Genomic DNA, 17899 nt, shown 5'->3' with positions numbered 1-17899 from the left:
CGCTCGGCGCGCGAGCCTCCGGCCTGGACGAGTTCCAGTGAGCGGCCGAGACGCGAGCCGGGCCGTCTGCGACCTTGTCCGGGCGAGGTTCGGCGCACGGTGTCGTGCGATAGGTTTTGACGCATGTCAACTATTGCTGTCGTGAGTGAACGCTTCGTCGGGCGCACCGCCATCGTGACCGGCGGTGGCTCGGGTATCGGCGCGGCGCTGACCGGTGCGCTTGTCGCCGCGGGCGCGCGGGTGTGGTGTGCGGACATCGATCCGGCCGCCGCGGAGCGGGTCGCCGCGGCAGCGCGCGGGCCGGGGACCGTGACCGCCGTACTGCTCGATGTCACCGACGCGGAGGCCGTGCGGAGTCTGGTCGACGGGGTCGTGGCGGATGCGGGTCGCATCGATCTGATGTTCAACAACGCCGGGATCGTCCTCGGCGGACAAACCCATCTGCTGACGTTGGAACAGTGGAACCGCATCATCGATATCAACGTGCGCGGCGTCGTGCACGGAGTCCACGCGGCGTATCCGCACATGATCGCGGCAGGCAGTGGTCACATCGTCAACACCGCGTCCGCGGCGGGACTGATGGCGTCCGGTCTGCTGACGAGCTATTCGACCACCAAGTTCGCGGTCGTCGGGTTGTCCGACGCGTTGCGTTCCGAGGCCGGGGTGCACGGTGTCGGGGTCACGGTGGTGTGTCCGTCGGCGGTCGAGACGCCGATCCTCGACAAGGGCGGCGTCGGCGACTTCCGCGGCAGGGCCTTCCTGCTCGGAGCCGAGAAGACCAAACATGCGTACTCGCCGCAACGCCTGGCCGAGGACGTGCTGGTGGCGGTCGCCCGCGATCGCGCGCGGGTGGTGGTCCCGCGCCGAACGCGGATCGGATGGCTGCTCAGCCGAATCGCTCCCGGATTCATCGAGCGCCGGATGGCCGACTATGTACGGCAGGAGTTGCGGGCCATGGACGAACACTGAGGCGTCGGACTCCGAAGCCGCTCGGCGCACCCTTTGTCGAAATATTTACAGTTGTAGAGACTGTAGATATGTCTATACCGCCTCGCGGCCGACCGCGACCGGCTACGGTGCATGCGTGGAGATCGGGGGACGAGGGAGTCTGCTGTAGCCATGTCGAGTCCGAACGTGTGGACCCTGTCGTCGGAGGACGAAGGTGTCCATCCGGCTGTCGCGCAACCGTTGTGGAGCGAGAGTTGGTATGCCGACTTCGTGGATCCCGGCCGAGGTATCGGAGGCTGGGTCCGACTCGGTCGGATGCCGACCGAGCGTGCGACCTGGGTGCAGATCTACCTCTGCGGCCCGGACATGCCGACCGTCGTGATCTCGGAAATGCTCGCCGAGGTGGCCGAGGATCCGTGGGCCGTGCGCACCCCCGACCTCGAATTCACGCACACCGTGCCGACGCCGTGGCACCGCTACCGAGTGACCGCGCGCGGTCGGGCGCGTGTATACGACGATCCCGCGGCAATTTTCGAGTCCCGGGGCACCGCGACCGCCGCGCTCGACATCGATCTGGAATGGTCGACAGACGGGGATCTCTACCCCTACCGGATCACCCCGCGCTACGAGATCCCGTGCCGAGTGTCGGGCACGGTGAGCATCGACGGGCGCGCGGTCACGCTGCACGGCGTGCTCGGCCAGCGCGACCATTCGTGGGGTCCGCGCGACTGGTGGTCGATGGACTGGACGTGGAGCGCGCTACATCTCGAGGACGGCAGCCACTCGCACGCGGTGCACATCCGGCTGCCGGGAATCGAGGTGCCCGGGGTCGGCTACCTCCAGACGCCGGGACGGCCTCTGGTCGAATTGACCGATATCCGCGCTGTCGAGACCTTCACCGCGGACGGCCTGGTCGCGCGGACGACGCTGACCGCCACTCCCGACCTGCACCTCGTCGTCGAGACCGCAGGACACGCACCGGTGCCCGTTGTCGCGGCGGACGGTCGCGTCAGCAGGTTCCTGCGCGGCTGGGGGACCGTCACCGCCTCCGACGGACGCAGGGGATACGGCTGGGTCGAATGCAATCTGTCGCCCGCCCCGCCCGCGGGCGGCGCCCCCTGATCGCGGCTCGCGGAACAATGTCTCGCGGTGCCCCATGGGCATCGGCGACGCTGCCGAGCGGACAGCGGTCGTCCCCCTTCATGATTCAGCGGCTCAGGAGTTCGCGTAGGGCGGCGGTGATTTCGGTGGGGTTGTCTTCGGGTAGGAGGTGGCCGCCGGGAACGATGGTGGTGCGCAGGTCGGTGGCCCATGTCCGCCAGAGGGGTTCGGGGTCGAAGGGCCAGGTGGGTGTCCACAGGGCCGTGGTCGGCATGGTGAGTTGTCGTGCGGCGGTGCGGTCGCCTGCGTCGTGGGCGATGTCGGTGGTGGCGCCCGCGCGGTAGTCGGCGCAGATCGCGGTGATCGCTTCGGGGGTCGAGCAGGCGTCCAGATAGGCGTGTCGGAATTGGTCGGGGATGGCGGCGGGGTCGGTGGTCCATTGGTCGAGGAAGTGGCCGAGGTAGGTGTGAGCCGCCGCGGTGATGAGGGTTTCGGGGAGCGGTGCGGGGTGGGCCATGAAGTAGAGGTGGAACAGCGCTACGCCGGTGGGACCGGTGAGCAGGGGCCAGATGTCGAGGCTGGGTACGACATCGAGGAATGCGGCGTGGGTGATGGTGTCGGGGTGGTCGAGTCCGGCGCGGAAGGCGACGCCCGCGCCGCGGTCGTGGCCTGCGACGGCGAAGCGGTGGTGGCCGAGGTGGGCGAGTAGTTCCACGAGGTCGGTGGCCATTGTGCGTTTGGAGTACACGGTGTGGTCGCGGTCGTCGGCGGGTTTGTCGCTGGCGCCGTAGCCGCGCAGGTCCGGGCAGATCACGCGGTGGTCGGCGGCGAGGGCGGTGGCGACGTGTCGCCACGCGAGGTGGGTTTGGGGGAAGCCGTGCAACAGGACTACCGGTGTGCCGTCGCCGCCGATCGCGACGTTGAGGCCGACGCCGTCGCCGACGGTGATGCGCTGGTAGTCGAAATCGGGAATGGTGAGTGCCATGGATGCCAGCGTCGCCGCGCCGAGTTCGGCGAACAATGGCCGGTTGCGAGGTGATCGTGTACTACCGCTTGACGATTCGGAGGGTCACCATGGGTGCGGCGGGCGAGATCGCGGTGGATTCGCGGGAGATCGAAGTGTTTCTGACTCTTGCGCGGGAGTTGCATTTCGGTCGGACCGCCGAGGTGTTGACGGTGTCGACCGCGTGGGTCAGCCAATCCATCCGCCGCTTCGAACGCCGTATCGGCGCACCGCTTTTCGAACGCACCAGTCGACGTGTGGCGCTGACCGCGCTCGGAGCCCAATTGTTCGACGACCTGGTGCCTGCTTACGGTGCGGTCACCGACGCGCTCACCCGCGCGGCCGCCACCGCAGCAGACACCGTCGGTCGCCTCGCCGTGGGGTTCCTCGGGCCTACCGCGGGGGATTTCGTGGCCGCCACCACCAAGGCCCTGCGGGTGCGCCACCCCGACTGTGTCGTGACGATGCGGGAGGCCGACCTCGGTGATCCGCTGTCCGGTATACGCAGCGGTGCGGTCGATCTCGTGTTCACCAAGCTTCCGGTTCGGGACACGGGTCTACGGACGGGGCCGGTGTTGTTGCGCACGCCGCGACTGCTTGCCGTCTCCAGGCGCTCACCTCTGGCCCGCCTCCGCCGCGTCACTCCCGAGGTGATCGCAGGACTGCCGTTCGTCGACCTCACCGCCTCGGTACCCGCCTACTGGCGGGAGGCGTTGCTGCCGCGCCAGGTGGGCGGAACACCGATCCGTCGAGGCCCGACGGTGCGGACACTGCCCGAAGCGCTGCTCGTCGTGGCGGACGGAGACGCCGTGTGCTCGGTCGACGCCGGGGTGGTGCGCAATCTCGGCCGCCCCGACATCACCTACCTCCCACTCCCGTGCTGGCCCTCGTTCGAGTTCGCGCTGGTGTCGTCCACCGCCCGCGACACCCCGCTGATGCGCGCCTTCACCGCGGCCGCCACCCGAACCTCCCGACGTATCCGGCAAACGAAGTGACATGACGACTCGGATTACGCGTTGTCCGCTTCCGTCTGGACCGCCGACGTCGACCGGGGAATGCGCGGTTGGGAACGTCTCGCGGGTGGTGTCCGTCGTTCCCGACTCGGTGGATGGCGCGACGAGCAGGTGATTTCGGATACCACGTGGTGTGGTTTCAGAAATTCGAACTTGTAAGTTCGGGCACCCGAACTTAGCATCTCGAAGTATGAAGGTGTGGCTCCAACGGGTCGGCGCTGTCGTGTCGCGCGGATCCGTCGCGGTGATAGCGTCCTGTTCGCTCGCGGTCGGGCTCGTGGCTTGCGGCGCCGCGACCGACGGTGACGAGCGTCCGGTGGTGCTCACCACTTTCACCGTGCTGGCCGATATCGCGAGCAATGTCGCGGGACCGCACCTGGCGGTCGAATCGATCACCAAGGTCGGCGCCGAGATCCACGGCTACGAACCGACGCCGGGTGATATCAAGAAGGCCGCGCGCGCGGATCTGATCCTGGACAACGGGATGAACCTCGAAGCCTGGTTCGCGCAGTTCGTCGCCGACGTGCGGGTCAGACACGTCGTGGTCAGCGAAGGGGTGCAGCCCATCGCCATCGGCGAGGACGCCTACCGGGGTAAGCCGAATCCGCACGCCTGGATGTCGCCGCTCAATGTCGCGATCTACGTGGACAACATGGTTCGCGCCTTCGCCGAACTCGCCCCCGACCACGCCGCCGACTTCCGCGCCAACGGCGACCGGTACAAGGCCGCGTTGACCACCGTCCATCAGGATCTCGTACGCACCCTCGACACGCTGCCCGCCGATCAGCGCGCGCTGGTGACCTGCGAGGGCGCGTTCTCCTATCTGGCCAGAGACGCGGGGCTCACCGAGAAATACATCTGGGCGGTGAACGCCGAACAGCAGGCAACGCCACAGCAGATCGCCTCGGCGATCGATTTCGTGCGTGCCAAGCGGGTTCCCGCCGTGTTCTGCGAGTCGACGGTGTCCGACGCGCCGATGCGCCGGGTCGTCGAGGCGACCGGGTCGAGCTTCGGCGGTGTGCTGTATGTGGATTCGCTGTCGGAGGCCGATGGTCCGGTGCCCGACTATCTCGCGCTGATCCGTCACGACGCGCAGACCATCGGCGCGGCTCTCACCGGGAGGCAACGATGACCGAGGCGGCGACCGGGACGACCGGAGCTGCGAGGGCCGAGGCGGTGTCGACTGCGGAGGCGTCGATCGAAGCGGCTGCGCACGAGTCGGTTCCGCTTGAATCGGCATCGGTTGGAGCGGTGTCGACAGGAGCGGTGAGGGCCGAAGCGTCATCGACCGGAACGGTTCCGGTCGGGGCAGGGACGGTCGGAGCGGAATCGACCGCGAACGCCGTGGTGCGGGAGGCGGATTCATCGATCGCCATCGAGGTCGAGTCGGTCACTGTGCGCTACGGCGAGGTGCTCGCCGTCGACGGGGTCGACCTGCGGGTTTCGCACGGTCGGATCTGCGGCTTGGTCGGTATGAACGGGTCGGGGAAGTCGACCGTGTTCAAGACCGTGATGGGCCTGGTCACCCCCGATCGCGGGACGGTGCGGATCGACGGCGGCACACCGGCGGCGGCTCGGCGTGCGGGTGTGCTCGGGTATGTCCCGCAGAGCGAGGATGTGGACTGGGATTTCCCGCTGTCGGTGCGCGATGTGGTGATGTCGGGGCGGTACGGGCGGATGGGGTGGACGCGTCGGCCGCGCCGTGCCGACCGTGCCGCGGTGGCCGAGGCGTTGGCTCGGGTGGAGCTGACGGAGCTGGCCGAGCGGCAGATCGGGAAGCTGTCGGGCGGGCAGCGCAAACGCGCGTTCGTGGCGCGCGCCATCGCGCAGGGAGCGACGGTGCTGCTGCTCGACGAACCGTTCGCCGGTGTCGACAAACGCTCCGAAGCCGCGATCACCGCGTTGTTGCGCGAACTCGCCGACGACGGGGTGGCGGTACTGATTTCCACGCACGACCTGCACGCGCTCCCCGCCCTCGCCGACGAAGCCGTGCTGTTGATGCGCTCGGTGCTCGCGCACGGTGACCCGGAGTCGGTGCTGCGCCCGGAGAACCTGGCCGCGGCATTCGGCCTCGACGTGCTCGGCCGCGGTCGCGACGCGGACGGCGGGAAGGAATCATGATGAGCCTCACCGAGATCCTGGTCGATCCGCTGCGCTACGAATTCATGGTGCGCGCCCTCGCCACCACCGTGACGGCCGCGGTGGTCTGCGCGGTGCTGTCCTGCTGGCTGGTGCTCATCGGCTGGTCGCTGATGGGCGACGCGGTCTCGCATGCCGTACTGCCCGGCGTGGTGCTCGCCTATATCGTCGGCGCGCCGTTCGCGGTGGGTGCGATCATCTTCGGGTTCCTGGCCGTGGCGCTGATCGGGGTGGTGCGCGAGACCAGCAGGATCAAGGAGGACGCGGCCATCGGCATCGTGTTCACCACGCTGTTCGCGTTCGGACTCGTCCTGGTGTCGGTGACCCCGAGCCAGACCGACCTGAACCACATCGTCTTCGGCAACCTGCTCGGCGTGAGCACCGCCGAACTCGTCCAGATCGTGATCCTGGCCGCGATCACGCTGACCGCGCTGATCCTCAAACGTCGCGATTTCACCCTCTACGCCTTCGACCGGACCCACGCGCACGCCATCGGCCTGAACCCGCGCCTGCTCGGCATCGCGTTGCTCGGGCTGCTCGCGCTGACCGCCGTGGTCGCCTTGCAGGCGGTGGGGGTGGTGCTGGTGGTGGCGATGCTCATCATTCCCGGTGCCACCGCCTCGCTGCTCACCGACCGATTCGGCCGCATGCTCCTCATCGCGCCCGCGGTGTCGGTGGCGGCCGCGGTCACCGGCCTGTATCTGAGCTACCACCTCGACACCGCCTCCGGCGCGATGGTCGTGGTCGTGCAGGGGGTGACCTTCACCGCCGCCTACCTGTTCGCGCCGCGTCAAGGCGTGATCGGGCGGCGGATCGCCGCGGCACGCCGCCGTGCCGCCGCCGTCTGAACCGGTGGCGAACCGCCACGACGCGAATCCGCGCCGAGCCTGCCTCGGTCGCCGGTGGACGGCCGCGCGAGACCGAATCCGAGCCGTCGCCCGCGACCGGGCGGTCCTGTCCTGATCTGCGGCGCGATCACCGCGTCGCCGTCGGCGCGGTCGCGGCTCGCGGTGCTCGATCTGCCGCACGGCCGACGGCGACAGCGTTCGACGTGATCAGCCATCGGCGCGGCGTGCTCGAGCGGATGGCCGATACCGTTGTGGCACTGGACCATGCGGTCGTCCCGACAGGTCCGGTCACCCTCGGCGAGCGGACCCGCGCCCGGTGACCGACGGCGCGGGTTATCACCTGTCGACACCATTTCCGGCATATCTGTGCGTACAGTGCAGATATGCCCGAAGCGCATCCCACATCAGTGGTGCGTGACGAAGCGGACGCCACCGATACCGACCTGCTCTCGCTCGCCGCACAGCTGTGCTTTGCCCTGTACTCCACCTCGCGCGCCATGACGGCGGCCTACCGGCCGTATCTGGAGGCGATGGAGGTGACGTATCCGCAGTACCTCGCGTTGCTCGCGCTCTGGGAGCAACCGGGGATGACCATGAAGGAGTTGGGTGAACGGCTGCGCCTGGACTACGGCACGGTCTCGCCGCTGATCCAGCGGTTGCAGGCGCACGGCTTGGTGGAGTCGGTGCGCAGCGCCTCCGATCGGCGCGCGGTCGAACTGCGCGCCACCGACGCGAGCCGCGAACTCCAGGATCGCGCGCGGGGGATGATCGGATCCGTGCTCGCCGCGCTGGACTGGCCGCTGGACAACGTGGTCGCGCTGCGCGATCAGGTGAACGCGCTCGGCGCTCGGCTCGAGGCCATCGCGACAGTGGGCTCCGACACAGTCTCCCAATCGGATTCGATGCGTTAGCCCCGTCGCTCGGTGGTACTCCCCTGGGGACACCGAGCGCCGACGACGGGAGGGCTTTCGCCTATGGGAGCGGGCCGAACCGACGCGCTCACAGTGTTGCCGTCCAAGGATCAGCTGCTCGCGGCCTTGCGGGGCCACTATCTGCTCGGGCCGCTGTGCACGCAGGCGTTCGGATTGGCCGAACTGCATCGCCAACGTCGCGACCAGCCCGAGCGCGCGGCCCGGATCGATTCCCGCCGCGCGGAACTCGTCGGCGAGATCGATGACTGGGCCGATGCGGCGCTGCCCGCCCCGCGTGCCGACGCGCGCACGGCGACCGAACCGCTCGGCGTGACCATCGATCGGATGGCGTCGGCGTCGGCGCTGGCTTTCCACCTGTTGATGACCGGTGATCCGGCGGGCGACGAGATGCACGCCGCGTGGACGCGTTTGGCCGAACTCGAGATCGCCTACGGCGAACTGTCGGCCGCCCTGCTCGCGGGCTACCGGCGTTTGCCGGTGCGTGACGGCGCCGATCGCTGAGGGTTCGCACGGTCGTAGGGTTGGACCGTGCGGATATTCCTGGCCGGTGCGACCGGTGTGATCGGAAGTCGTCTGGTGCCGCTGCTGGTGCGGGCGGGCCACGAGGTCGCGGGGATGACGAGGTCGCCGGAGAAGGCGGGGCAGGTGGCGCGCGCGGGCGCGACGCCGGTCGTCTGCGATGTCTACGATCGTGACGCGCTCGTCGCCGCGGTGCGGGAGTTCCGGCCGGATCTGGTGATGCACCAGCTCACCGATCTGCCCGACGATGTCGCGCGCCTGCCCGAACTGGCCGCGGCGAACGCGCGCATCCGCACCGAGGGCACCGCGAATCTGCTCGCCGCCGCGTCGGCCGCGGGCGCGAAACGCTTTCTGGCGCAGAGCATCGCGTGGGAGCCGCCCGCCGGGCGCGGCGATGCGGTGGCGGCCCACGATGCGGCGGTGCTCGAGGCGGGCGCCGTGGTGGTAAAGTACGGTCAATTCTACGGTCCCGGAACGTATTACGTCTCCGAGCCGCCGCCGCATCCTCGGGTGCGCGTGGACGAGGCAGTCGCGGCGACGATTTCGCTGCTCGAGGCGCCCGGCGGGTCCGTGGCGGTCGTGGCCGAGGCGCACTGATCCGTCCGGAATCGAGCCACCCCATTCGCGACACAGAGCGGGTAACGTATCAAATACGTTCCGGGTCCGCGACCCGGATCCGATTTGTCGCGAGAGGATTGTCCGTGCGTTCCCAGTTGATCTCCCGCCGGGATCTGGAGTTCCTGCTGTACGAGTGGTTGCGGGTCGAGGAGCTCATCGCGCTGCCGCGTTTCGGCGACCATTCGCGCGAGACCTTCGACGGATTCCTCGACCTGTGCGAAGAGTTGGCCACCCGGCATTTCGCACCGCACAACAAGCGCAACGACAGCATGGAGCCGACCTTCGACGGCACGCGCGTGACGGTGATTCCCGAGGTCAAGGCCGCCATCGAGGCGTTCGCCAAGGCAAATCTGATCGGCGCGGCGATGGACGAGCGCCACGGCGGCATCCAGTTGCCCTCGGTGGTGGACGCCGCGGGCCTGTGCTGGTTCCAGGCCGCCAACGCGGGCACGATGGCCTACCTGTTCCTCACCATCGGCAACGCGAACCTGCTGAGCGCGCACGGCACCCCCGAGCAGATCGAGCGATTCGTCGTACCCATGGTCGAGGGGCGGGCCACCGGGACCATGTGCCTGTCGGAGCCGCAGGCCGGATCCTCGCTCGCCGACATCACCACCAGGGCCGAGCCCGCCGACGACGGCTCCTTCCGGTTGTTCGGCTCGAAGATGTGGATCTCCGGCGGCGACCACGAACTCACCGAGAACATCGTGCACCTGGTACTGGCCAGGATTCCGGGCGCACCCGCGGGCGTCAAGGGCATCTCCCTGTTCATCGTGCCCAAATATCTTGTCGCCGAAGATGGTTCGGTGGGCGAGCGTAACGACGTCGTGCTCGCCGGGCTCAACCACAAGATGGGCTATCGCGGAACCACCAATGCCGTACTGAATTTCGGCGAAGGCGCGCACACTCCGCAGGACGCGCCGGGAGCGATCGGGTACCTCATCGGTGAACCGAATCGCGGTCTGTCCTACATGTTCCACATGATGAACGAGGCGCGCCTCGGCGTCGGACTCGGCGCCACCGCGCTCGGGTACACCGGATACCTGAAATCGCTGGAATACGCGCGCGAGCGCAGGCAGGGCCGGGCGATCACCGCTAAAGACCCGGCCACACAGCAGATCCCGATCATCGAGCACGCCGACGTGCGGCGCATGCTGCTGGCGCAGAAGTCCTATGTCGAGGGCGCGCTCGGGCTGCTGCTGTACTGCAACCGGCTGACCGACCTCGAACGCGCCGACCCCGATCCCGAGGCCGGGCGCCGCCACCGCCTGCTGCTCGAAATCCTGACCGGAGTGGCAAAGAGCTGGCCGTCGCAGTGGTGCCTCGAGGCCAACAGCCTGGCCATCCAGGTGCATGGCGGCTACGGCTACACCCGCGAATACGATGTCGAACAGCATTACCGCGACAATCGCCTCAACCCGATCCACGAGGGCACCCACGGCATCCAGGGCATGGATCTGTTGGGGCGCAAGGTGATCCAGCACGACGGCGCGAGCCTCGGCTTGCTCACCGAAGTCGTCACCGCCACCGTCGCCGCGGCACGCGACGCGGGTGGCGCCGCGGCCGAATTCGGCGCCGAACTCGACGCGTCCTGGCAACGGCTGCTCACGGTGACAGGATCGATGTTCGCCGCGGGCGATCCGGTGGCGGCGATGGCCAACTCGACGATCTACCTCGAGGCCTTCGGCCATCTCGTGATCTCCTGGATCTGGCTGGAACAGCTGGTCGCGGTCGGTGACCGGGAGGGCGACTTCTACGACGGCAAACGCGCGGCGGCCCGATACTTCTTCCGCTACGAACTGCCGAAGACCGGTCCGCAACTGGACCTGCTCGAATCGCTGGATCGCACCACCCTCGACGTGCGCGCCGACTGGTTCTGACCGCCGCACCCGCCCGCCCGCCGCATTCGGATCGACGTGATCCTAATTCGGCGGGCGCGCCGCCGGTGGCGTTAATCGCCGCCTCGCCCGCATCCGCCCTGGTAGCGCCCGCCGGTGACCGGCGCAATGACATCGCGTGATGCGCGGCCGCCCCGCGCCGGGGTAAAGGCGCTCCCGCTCCCGATATCGTCGCTGTTCATGCAGGTCAGCGCGGGACAGGTGGGAGATATGACGGCGGAATCGGCCCCGGTGCGGCCTCTGCGCGCCGATCAGGCGCGCCGGGTCGCCGACATCCTGCGCCACCAGATCCACTCGGGCGCCTTCGACGCCGGGATCCCCGGCGAACAGCAGCTCGCCACCGAATACTCGGCCTCGCGCAACACCGTACGGGAAGCGCTGGCGCTGCTCAGGGACGAAGGTCTGATCGACCGCGTCCCCAAGGTCGGCACCAGGGTCGCCACCCGCAAATACGACCATGGTCTCGACGCGCTGCTCGGACTCCAGGAAACCCTCAAGGGGCACGGGACCGTCCGCAACGAGGTGCGCGCGGCCATGCACATCGCCGCGCCGCCGGCCGTCGCGCGCCGTCTCGGCCTCGAGCCGGGGGAGCGCGTGGTCTACCTGGAGCGGTTGCGCTACGCCGCCGAACTGCCGCTGAGCCTCGACCTGACCTATCTGGCCCCCGACATCGGCACCGAAGTGCTCGGCCACGACCTGGAGAACACCGACATCTTCGTGCTGCTGGAACAGATCAGCGGGCAGTCGCTCGGCTCGGCGGATCTCGCGCTCGAGGCGGTGCCCGCCGACCCGCACACCGCGACCACCCTCGACGTCCCCGGCGGCGCGCCGCTGCTGATGCTGGAGCGGCTCACCCGACTCGAGGACGGCAGACCCGTTGATCTGGAGTACATCCGGATGCGCGGGGACCGAATCACCATGCGCGGCAGCCTGACCCGCAGCGCACCGGAATGGAAGGTCCTGTAGATGAGCCTGGCCGAACACCGAGCCGACATCCCCGTCACCATCGACGAATCGCTGTGTATCCAGGGCTGCACGCTGTGCGTGGAGATCTGCCCGCTCGATTCGCTGGCGATCAACCCCGAGAACGGCAAAGCCTTCATGCACGTCGACGAATGTTGGTACTGCGGCCCGTGCGCAGCGCGCTGCCCCACCGGCGCCGTCACCGTCAATATGCCCTATCTGCTCCGCTGAAATCCTGGAAGAACCATGAAACACCTTGTGCCCCTTGTCCTCGCCGCCGTCCTCGCTGCGGCGGGTTGCTCGCTGGACTCCGCGAACGACACCCCCGAGGGAACCGTGAAGGTGGTGGTCGGCTACCAGTCCAAGACCATCAACACCGTCACCGCGGGCACCCTGCTACGCGCCCAGGGCTACCTCGAGCAGCGATTGCGGCGACTGACCGATGCCGGTGGCTCGAAATACCAAGTGGAATGGCAGGATTACGACACCGGGGCGCCGATCACCGCGCAGATGGTGGCGGAGAAGATCGACATCGGGTCGATGGGCGACTATCCGTTGCTCATCAACGGTTCACGCACCCAGGCCAACGAGCGCGCGAAGACAGCGCTGGTGTCGGTCACCGGCTACAACCCCAAGGGCGCGCTCAATATGGTTGTCGTGCCACCCGATTCGTCGGTGGCGGGACTCGACGGGCTCGCCGGGCAGAAGATCTCGGCCAGCGTCGGGTCGGCCGGGCACGGCACCCTCGTGCAGGCGCTGACGCGGGCGGGCATCGACCCCGCCAAGGGCGTCGAGGTGCTGAATCAGCAGCCGCAGGTCGGCGCGTCGGCGTTGGAATCGCACCAGGTGGGCGCGCTGTCGCAGTTCGTGGCGTGGCCGGGTCTGCTGGTGTTCCAGAACAAGGCGAAACTGCTCTACGACGGCGCCGAACTGAATGTGCCCACCTTCCACGGCGTGGTCGCGCGCCGCTCCTACAGCGCCGAACACCCGGAAGTGCTCGAAGCGTTCCTCGCCGCACAACTCGACGCGACGACTTTCCTGCGCGACAAGCCTTTCGAGGCCGCCAAGATCGTCGCCGACGGATCCGGCCTGCCGCAGGAGGTCGTCTACCTCTACAACGGCCCCGCCGGCACCTCCTTCGACGTCACGCTCAAACCGAGTCTGATCCAGGCACTGAAAGGTGATGTACCGTACCTGAAGTCGATCGGTGACTTCGCCGAGCTGAATATCGACGGCTTCGTCGACGACGGGCCGCTGCGCACCGTCTACGCGCAGTACGGTGCGGGTAACTACGACACAGCGCTCGCCTCGACCGTCAATCCGAGCCGAATCGGCGGCACGGACCCGGTGTGTGGTCGCCCTGTCGGCGAATCGGCGGGCGAGGTGTGGATCGAAGGGGCCGAGCGTCCGCAGCCCGCCGCCGACGCCACCTGCCTGCTGCGTGCGGTGCAGCAGGCGAAGTCGCAGGGCAAGGTGGTGCGCGCCGCCTACATTCCCGACGCCGAACTCGGCACCCGCTGGTTCGCCGACAAGTCGATCTGGCTGCGCGATGGCGACGCCTACCTGCCCTTCACGACCCCGGCGGCCGCGCAGCGCTACCGCCAGAGCCATCCCGGTGCTGTCACTGTCGGCTATGACCAAGCCGTGACGGAAGTCCGCGGATGAGCACCGTGACCGTACCGGGCCGGACACGTGCGCGCCGCCCCGCCCGGCGGCCACGCGCGCTGCGCGTCCGAGTGATCCAGGTACTGTCGGTGATCAGCGCGATTCTGTTGTGGCAGTTGCTCACCGCCAACGATGTCCGGCTGTGGGTGCGCTTCGACACCCTGCCGACCGTCACCGACATCATCGCCGAATTCGGTGCGCACCTCGGTCGCGGCGAGTACTACGTCGATGTCGCGCAGTCGCTGATCCGCATCCTCACCGGATTCGGCATGGCGGCGGTGGTCGGGGTGTTCGCGGGCATCGGTCTCGGACGTTCGGAACTGCTGGCGGCGGTTTTCGGGCCGCTCACGGAACTGGTCCGTCCGATACCGGCCATCGCGCTGGTGCCGGTGGCGATCCTGCTGTTCCCCAGCGACGAATCCGGCATCGTATTCATCACCTTCACCGCGTCGCTGTTCCCGGTGTTGGTCTCCACCAGGCACACGGTGCGCGCACTGCCGACGATCTGGGAGGACGCGCTGCGCACCCTGGGCGCGACCCGCACCGATGTCCTGGTGCGCGTGGTGTTCCCTGGCATCCTGCCCGGCGTGTTCAGCGGATTGTCGGTCGGTATCGGCGTCGGCTGGATCTGCCTCATCTCGGCGGAGATGATCTCGGGCCGCCTCGGCATCGGATACCGCACCTGGCAGGCGTACACCATCGTCGACTATCCGGCGGTCTTCGTCGGCATGATCACCATCGGCGTCCTCGGCTTCGGCACCTCGGCCCTGGTCGAACTGCTCGGACGCCGCCTCACCCGCTGGCTGCCCCGAGAGGTGTCCCGATGACCGCCACCGCGACCACCGCGGCGCCGACCGCGACCGGAATGCGCCTGCGGCTGCACGACATTCGCATCGACTACGGTGGCGGCGCGGTCATCGACGGGCTCGACCTCGAGATCGCCGCCGGTGAGATCCTGGTGCTGGTCGGCAAATCCGGCTGCGGTAAGTCGACCCTGTTGCGCGCCATCGCCGGACTGCGCGCGCCGAGCGCGGGACGGATTCTGGCCGACGACGCGCCGGTCGCCGGTCCGTCCGCGGATCGCGCCCTGGTCTTCCAGGACGACGCGCTGCTGCCGTGGCGCACCGCGCGCCGCAATATCGAACTCGCGCTGAGCCTGCGCGGAATCGCGCGGGCGCAACGCCGCGCGACCGCGCTGCGGTGGGTCCGCGAGATCGGGCTGGAAGGGTTCGCCGACTACCTGCCGCGCGACCTGTCCGGCGGTATGCGCCAGCGAGTCCAGTTGGCGCGCAGCCTCGCCGGGTCGCCGCGCGCGGTGCTCATGGACGAACCGTTCGGCGCGCTCGACACCCAGACCCGCGCCACCATGCAGCGCCTGCTCATCGACACCTGGCGCGCCCATCCGACCACGATCGTCTTCGTGACCCACGACCTTGACGAGGCTCTGCTGCTCGGCGACCGTATCGCGGTCATCGGCGGCGGCGCGGTTCGCGACCTGGTCGAGGTGCCCGCGCCGCGCACCCCGTTGGACCGCGCCGCGTTGAAAGCCGAACTACTGGAGAAGCTATGAGAATCCCGGAGCTCGACGAACGCGTCCGACTCGACTGCGATGTGCTGGTGATCGGCGGCGGCACGGCGGGTACCATGGCCGCGCTGACCGCCGCCGAACAGGGCGCGAACGTGCTGCTGCTGGAGAAGGCGCACGTGCGGCATTCGGGTGCGCTCGCCATGGGCATGGACGGCGTCAACAACGCCGTCATCCCGGGCAAGGCCGAACCGGAGGACTACGTCGCCGAGATCACCCGCGCCAACGACGGAATCGTGAACCAGCGCACCGTGTATCAGACCGCGACGCGCGGCTTCGCGATGGTGCAGCGGTTGGAGCGCTACGGCGTGAAGTTCGAGAAGGACGAGTACGGCGAATACGCGGTGCGCCGCGTGCATCGGTCCGGCTCCTACGTCTTGCCGATGCCCGAGGGCAAGGACGTCAAGAAGGCCCTGTATCGCGTTCTGCGGCAACGGAAGATGCGTGAACGAATCCGCATCGAGAACCGGTTGATGCCGGTGCGGGTGCTCACCGACGGTGGCCGGGCGGTCGGCGCGGCCGCATTGCACACGCGCACCGGGGAATTCGTCGCGGTCGGCGCCAAGGCGGTGATCCTGGCGACCGGGCCGTGCGGTCGGCTCGGTCTACCCGCGTCCGGGTACCTGTACGGCACCTACGAGAATCCGACCAACGCGGGCGACGGCTATTCGATGGCCTACCACGCGGGCGCCGAACTCAGCGGCATCGAATGCTTCCAGATCAACCCGCTCATCAAGGATTACAACGGACCCGCCTGCGCCTACGTCGCCAATCCGTTCGGCGGCTACCAGGTGAACGCACACGGTGAACGGTTCGTCGACTCCGACTACTGGTCGGGACAGATGATGACCGAGGTCAAGCGCGAGATCGAATCCGCGCGCGGCCCCATCTACCTCAAGGTGTCGCACCTGCCCGAGGAGACGCTGAGCACCCTCGAGGGCATCCTGCACACCACCGAACGCCCCACCCGAGGCACCTTCCACGCCAACCGCGGCCACGACTACCGCACGCACGACATCGAAATGCACATCTCCGAAATCGGTTTGTGCAGTGGACATTCCGCCTCCGGAGTATGGGTGGACGAACACGCCCGCACGACGGTTCCCGGTCTCTACGCGGCAGGTGACCTGGCCTGTGTCCCGCACAACTACATGATCGGCGCGTTCGTCTTCGGCGATCTGGCAGGCGCGCACGCCGCGGGCGCCCTGGCCGAGGTCGACGCGCCCACCGAGCTGCCCGAGGACCAACTCGCCGCCGCGCACGCGTTGATCTACCGACCGCTGCGCCACCCCGACGGCCCGCCGCAACCGCAGGTCGAATACAAACTGCGTCGCTTCGTCAACGACTATGTGGCGCCGCCGAAGACGGCCGCGAAGCTGTCCATCGCGGTCGAGACCTTCGAACGCATGCGCGGCGACATCGAGTCCATGGGCGCGCGCACGCCGCACGAACTGATGCGCGCGGTGGAAGTGTCGTTTATCCGCGACTGCGCCGAAATGGCCTCCCGCAGTTCGCTGACCCGCACCGAATCCCGGTGGGGTCTCTACCACGAACGCGCCGACCTGCCCGAGCGTGACGACGTGGACTGGCGTTACCACCTCAACCTGCGCAAGAACGCCGCGGGCGAGATGGAATTCCTCAAACGCCCGGTCGCGCCGTATCTGGTTCCGGTCCCCGGATTGGACGACCTGCCCTCCGAAGGCCCCGAAATCCCGGTGCGCCAGCCGGTCCCGAGCGCGGGACGAGCGCCGCGCCCGGAGACGGCGGCCGAACCACCCCGCGTCCCCGCCGCCCCGCCCTCACCCCGCATCGTCACCCTGCTCGCCCTCGACGCGCCCACCGTCGAAGACCTCGACACCTACCTGCGCGACCCCGACCCGGTCGTGCGCGTAGCGGCGCTCTCGGTCCTCACCGAACACACCCCCGACGGTTTCGCGACGGCCCTGGTCGGCTCGCTGGACGACGCGACCGCCACCGTCCGCCGCGCCGCCGCCGAAAGCCTGCGCGAACTGGTGGAGGTCCTGCCCGCCGCAACCGGCCTGGCCGAACGCCTGACCTCCCGCGATCCCGTGGTCCGCGCCTGCGTGGTCGACCTGCTGCGCGCCATGAAGGCGGGCTCCGCCGCCGACTTCACCCGCGCCCTGACCGACTCCGACCACCGGGTCCGCATCGAAGCGGTCCGCGCGCTGGTCTCCCTCGACGACTGGAGCGCGGTCACCACCGCCGCCGCCGACGACAACCGCGAGGTGCGCGTCGCGGTCGCCCACGGCATAGCGGCCGTCGGCGACGGCGGACTCGACACCGTGCGAACCCTGTCCGCCGACCCCGACCCGCTGGTCCGCGCCGCCGCGCTGGCCGCCTTCGCCCACCTCGGCGCCACCACCGACGACCTCACGGAACTGTCCGCCGCCCTCCGCAGTTCGGCCTGGCAGGTCCGCGTTGGCGCGGCCCGAGGACTGTCCGGCGCCCCCGCCGACACCGCCGTCACCCCCCTCACCACCGCCCTGCTCGACCCCCACCTCGACGTCCGCAAAGCCGCCGTCCTCGCCCTGTCCACCTGGCCCGCCGACACCTCCGCCCGCGACGCCCTGCGCACCGCCGTGGACGACACCGACGCCGACGTGCGCGCCTACGCCAGAAGAGCTTTGGCGGCGGTCTGAGGAACCG

The 17899-nt window shown here is 68.7% G+C and carries 17 protein-coding genes; 16 read left to right on the top strand and 1 reads right to left on the bottom strand.

Annotated features, from left to right (window positions below; translation table 11 throughout):
* Positions 1-123: 123 nt before the first annotated feature.
* A complete protein-coding gene (locus IT779_RS09170) occupies positions 124-969 on the top strand; it encodes an SDR family NAD(P)-dependent oxidoreductase (RefSeq protein WP_196148791.1) in 846 nt (281 codons plus the stop codon).
* Between the two features lie 150 nt (positions 970-1119).
* Positions 1120-2070 carry a DUF7064 domain-containing protein gene (locus tag IT779_RS09165; protein WP_196148790.1) on the top strand — a complete coding sequence of 317 codons (951 nt, stop codon included), beginning with the start codon at positions 1120-1122 and terminating at the stop codon, positions 2068-2070.
* Positions 2071-2155: 85 nt separating this feature from the next.
* Here IT779_RS09165 and IT779_RS09160 read toward each other — a convergent pair whose 3' ends face one another.
* Positions 2156-3034 (bottom strand): alpha/beta fold hydrolase, encoded by an 879-nt coding sequence (locus tag IT779_RS09160; RefSeq protein WP_196148789.1) that lies wholly within the window; start codon positions 3032-3034, stop codon positions 2156-2158.
* Between the two features lie 68 nt (positions 3035-3102).
* Between IT779_RS09160 and IT779_RS09155 the strand changes: the two genes are divergently transcribed.
* From IT779_RS09155 to IT779_RS09090, 14 genes are all read left to right on the top strand, one after another.
* A complete protein-coding gene (locus IT779_RS09155) occupies positions 3103-4047 on the top strand; it encodes a LysR family transcriptional regulator (RefSeq protein WP_196148788.1) in 945 nt (314 codons plus the stop codon).
* Positions 4048-4255: 208 nt separating this feature from the next.
* Positions 4256-5197: a metal ABC transporter substrate-binding protein gene (locus IT779_RS09150; protein WP_196148787.1), complete on the top strand. Its 942-nt coding sequence runs from the start codon at positions 4256-4258 to the stop codon at positions 5195-5197.
* Between the two features lie 212 nt (positions 5198-5409).
* Positions 5410-6186, top strand: coding sequence for a metal ABC transporter ATP-binding protein (locus tag IT779_RS09145; protein ID WP_408637746.1), 777 nt, complete (start codon positions 5410-5412; stop codon positions 6184-6186).
* A complete protein-coding gene (locus IT779_RS09140) occupies positions 6186-7052 on the top strand; it encodes a metal ABC transporter permease (RefSeq protein WP_196148786.1) in 867 nt (288 codons plus the stop codon). The genes IT779_RS09145 and IT779_RS09140 overlap by 1 nt, the downstream gene beginning before the upstream one ends.
* A 497-nt stretch (positions 7053-7549) precedes the next feature.
* Positions 7550-7963: a MarR family winged helix-turn-helix transcriptional regulator gene (locus tag IT779_RS09135; RefSeq protein ID WP_232541622.1), complete on the top strand. Its 414-nt coding sequence runs from the start codon at positions 7550-7552 to the stop codon at positions 7961-7963.
* A 63-nt stretch (positions 7964-8026) separates the two neighbouring features.
* Entirely contained in the window at positions 8027-8485 is a 459-nt protein-coding gene (locus IT779_RS09130) for a DUF4254 domain-containing protein (RefSeq protein ID WP_196148784.1), read from the top strand.
* A 27-nt stretch (positions 8486-8512) separates the two neighbouring features.
* Positions 8513-9100 carry an NAD-dependent epimerase/dehydratase family protein gene (locus IT779_RS09125; protein WP_196148783.1) on the top strand — a complete coding sequence of 196 codons (588 nt, stop codon included), beginning with the start codon at positions 8513-8515 and terminating at the stop codon, positions 9098-9100.
* Between the two features lie 104 nt (positions 9101-9204).
* Positions 9205-11001 (top strand): acyl-CoA dehydrogenase, encoded by a 1797-nt coding sequence (locus tag IT779_RS09120; RefSeq protein WP_196148782.1) that lies wholly within the window; start codon positions 9205-9207, stop codon positions 10999-11001.
* A gap of 228 nt (positions 11002-11229) precedes the next feature.
* Positions 11230-11985 carry a GntR family transcriptional regulator gene (locus IT779_RS09115; protein ID WP_232541578.1) on the top strand — a complete coding sequence of 252 codons (756 nt, stop codon included), beginning with the start codon at positions 11230-11232 and terminating at the stop codon, positions 11983-11985.
* Positions 11986-12213: a 4Fe-4S dicluster domain-containing protein gene (locus IT779_RS09110; RefSeq protein WP_196148780.1), complete on the top strand. Its 228-nt coding sequence runs from the start codon at positions 11986-11988 to the stop codon at positions 12211-12213. It begins immediately after the preceding gene.
* A 15-nt stretch (positions 12214-12228) separates the two neighbouring features.
* Positions 12229-13647 carry an ABC transporter substrate-binding protein gene (locus IT779_RS09105; protein WP_196148779.1) on the top strand — a complete coding sequence of 473 codons (1419 nt, stop codon included), beginning with the start codon at positions 12229-12231 and terminating at the stop codon, positions 13645-13647.
* Positions 13644-14474 (top strand): ABC transporter permease, encoded by an 831-nt coding sequence (locus IT779_RS09100; protein ID WP_196148778.1) that lies wholly within the window; start codon positions 13644-13646, stop codon positions 14472-14474. Before IT779_RS09105 ends, IT779_RS09100 begins: the two co-directional genes overlap by 4 nt.
* Positions 14471-15217: an ABC transporter ATP-binding protein gene (locus IT779_RS09095; RefSeq protein ID WP_196148777.1), complete on the top strand. Its 747-nt coding sequence runs from the start codon at positions 14471-14473 to the stop codon at positions 15215-15217. The genes IT779_RS09100 and IT779_RS09095 overlap by 4 nt, the downstream gene beginning before the upstream one ends.
* A complete protein-coding gene (locus IT779_RS09090; RefSeq protein WP_196148776.1) occupies positions 15214-17892 on the top strand; it encodes a fumarate reductase/succinate dehydrogenase flavoprotein subunit in 2679 nt (892 codons plus the stop codon). Before IT779_RS09095 ends, IT779_RS09090 begins: the two co-directional genes overlap by 4 nt.
* Positions 17893-17899: the final 7 nt, after the last annotated feature.

It is taken from the genome of Nocardia bovistercoris, assembly GCF_015674855.1.
GTDB classification, from domain to species: domain Bacteria; phylum Actinomycetota; class Actinomycetes; order Mycobacteriales; family Mycobacteriaceae; genus Nocardia; species Nocardia bovistercoris.
This window is presented reverse-complemented; position numbering and strand designations above follow the sequence as displayed.

Bases quoted from the DNA above. Each gene is read 5' to 3' on its own strand.
- IT779_RS09150 (WP_196148787.1), top strand. From the start codon at position 4,256: ATGAAGGTGTGGCTCCAACGGGTCGGCGCTGTCGTGTCGCGCGGATCC.
- IT779_RS09090 (WP_196148776.1), top strand. From the start codon at position 15,214: ATGAGAATCCCGGAGCTCGACGAACGCGTCCGACTCGACTGCGATGTG.
- IT779_RS09160 (WP_196148789.1), bottom strand. From the start codon at position 3,034: ATGGCACTCACCATTCCCGATTTCGACTACCAGCGCATCACCGTCGGC.
- IT779_RS09115 (WP_232541578.1), top strand. From the start codon at position 11,230: ATGACGGCGGAATCGGCCCCGGTGCGGCCTCTGCGCGCCGATCAGGCG.
- IT779_RS09135 (WP_232541622.1), top strand. From the start codon at position 7,550: ATGACGGCGGCCTACCGGCCGTATCTGGAGGCGATGGAGGTGACGTAT.
- IT779_RS09170 (WP_196148791.1), top strand. From the start codon at position 124: ATGTCAACTATTGCTGTCGTGAGTGAACGCTTCGTCGGGCGCACCGCC.
- IT779_RS09140 (WP_196148786.1), top strand. From the start codon at position 6,186: ATGAGCCTCACCGAGATCCTGGTCGATCCGCTGCGCTACGAATTCATG.
- IT779_RS09130 (WP_196148784.1), top strand. From the start codon at position 8,027: ATGGGAGCGGGCCGAACCGACGCGCTCACAGTGTTGCCGTCCAAGGAT.
- IT779_RS09100 (WP_196148778.1), top strand. From the start codon at position 13,644: ATGAGCACCGTGACCGTACCGGGCCGGACACGTGCGCGCCGCCCCGCC.
- IT779_RS09165 (WP_196148790.1), top strand. From the start codon at position 1,120: ATGTCGAGTCCGAACGTGTGGACCCTGTCGTCGGAGGACGAAGGTGTC.
- IT779_RS09110 (WP_196148780.1), top strand. From the start codon at position 11,986: ATGAGCCTGGCCGAACACCGAGCCGACATCCCCGTCACCATCGACGAA.
- IT779_RS09105 (WP_196148779.1), top strand. From the start codon at position 12,229: ATGAAACACCTTGTGCCCCTTGTCCTCGCCGCCGTCCTCGCTGCGGCG.
- IT779_RS09095 (WP_196148777.1), top strand. From the start codon at position 14,471: ATGACCGCCACCGCGACCACCGCGGCGCCGACCGCGACCGGAATGCGC.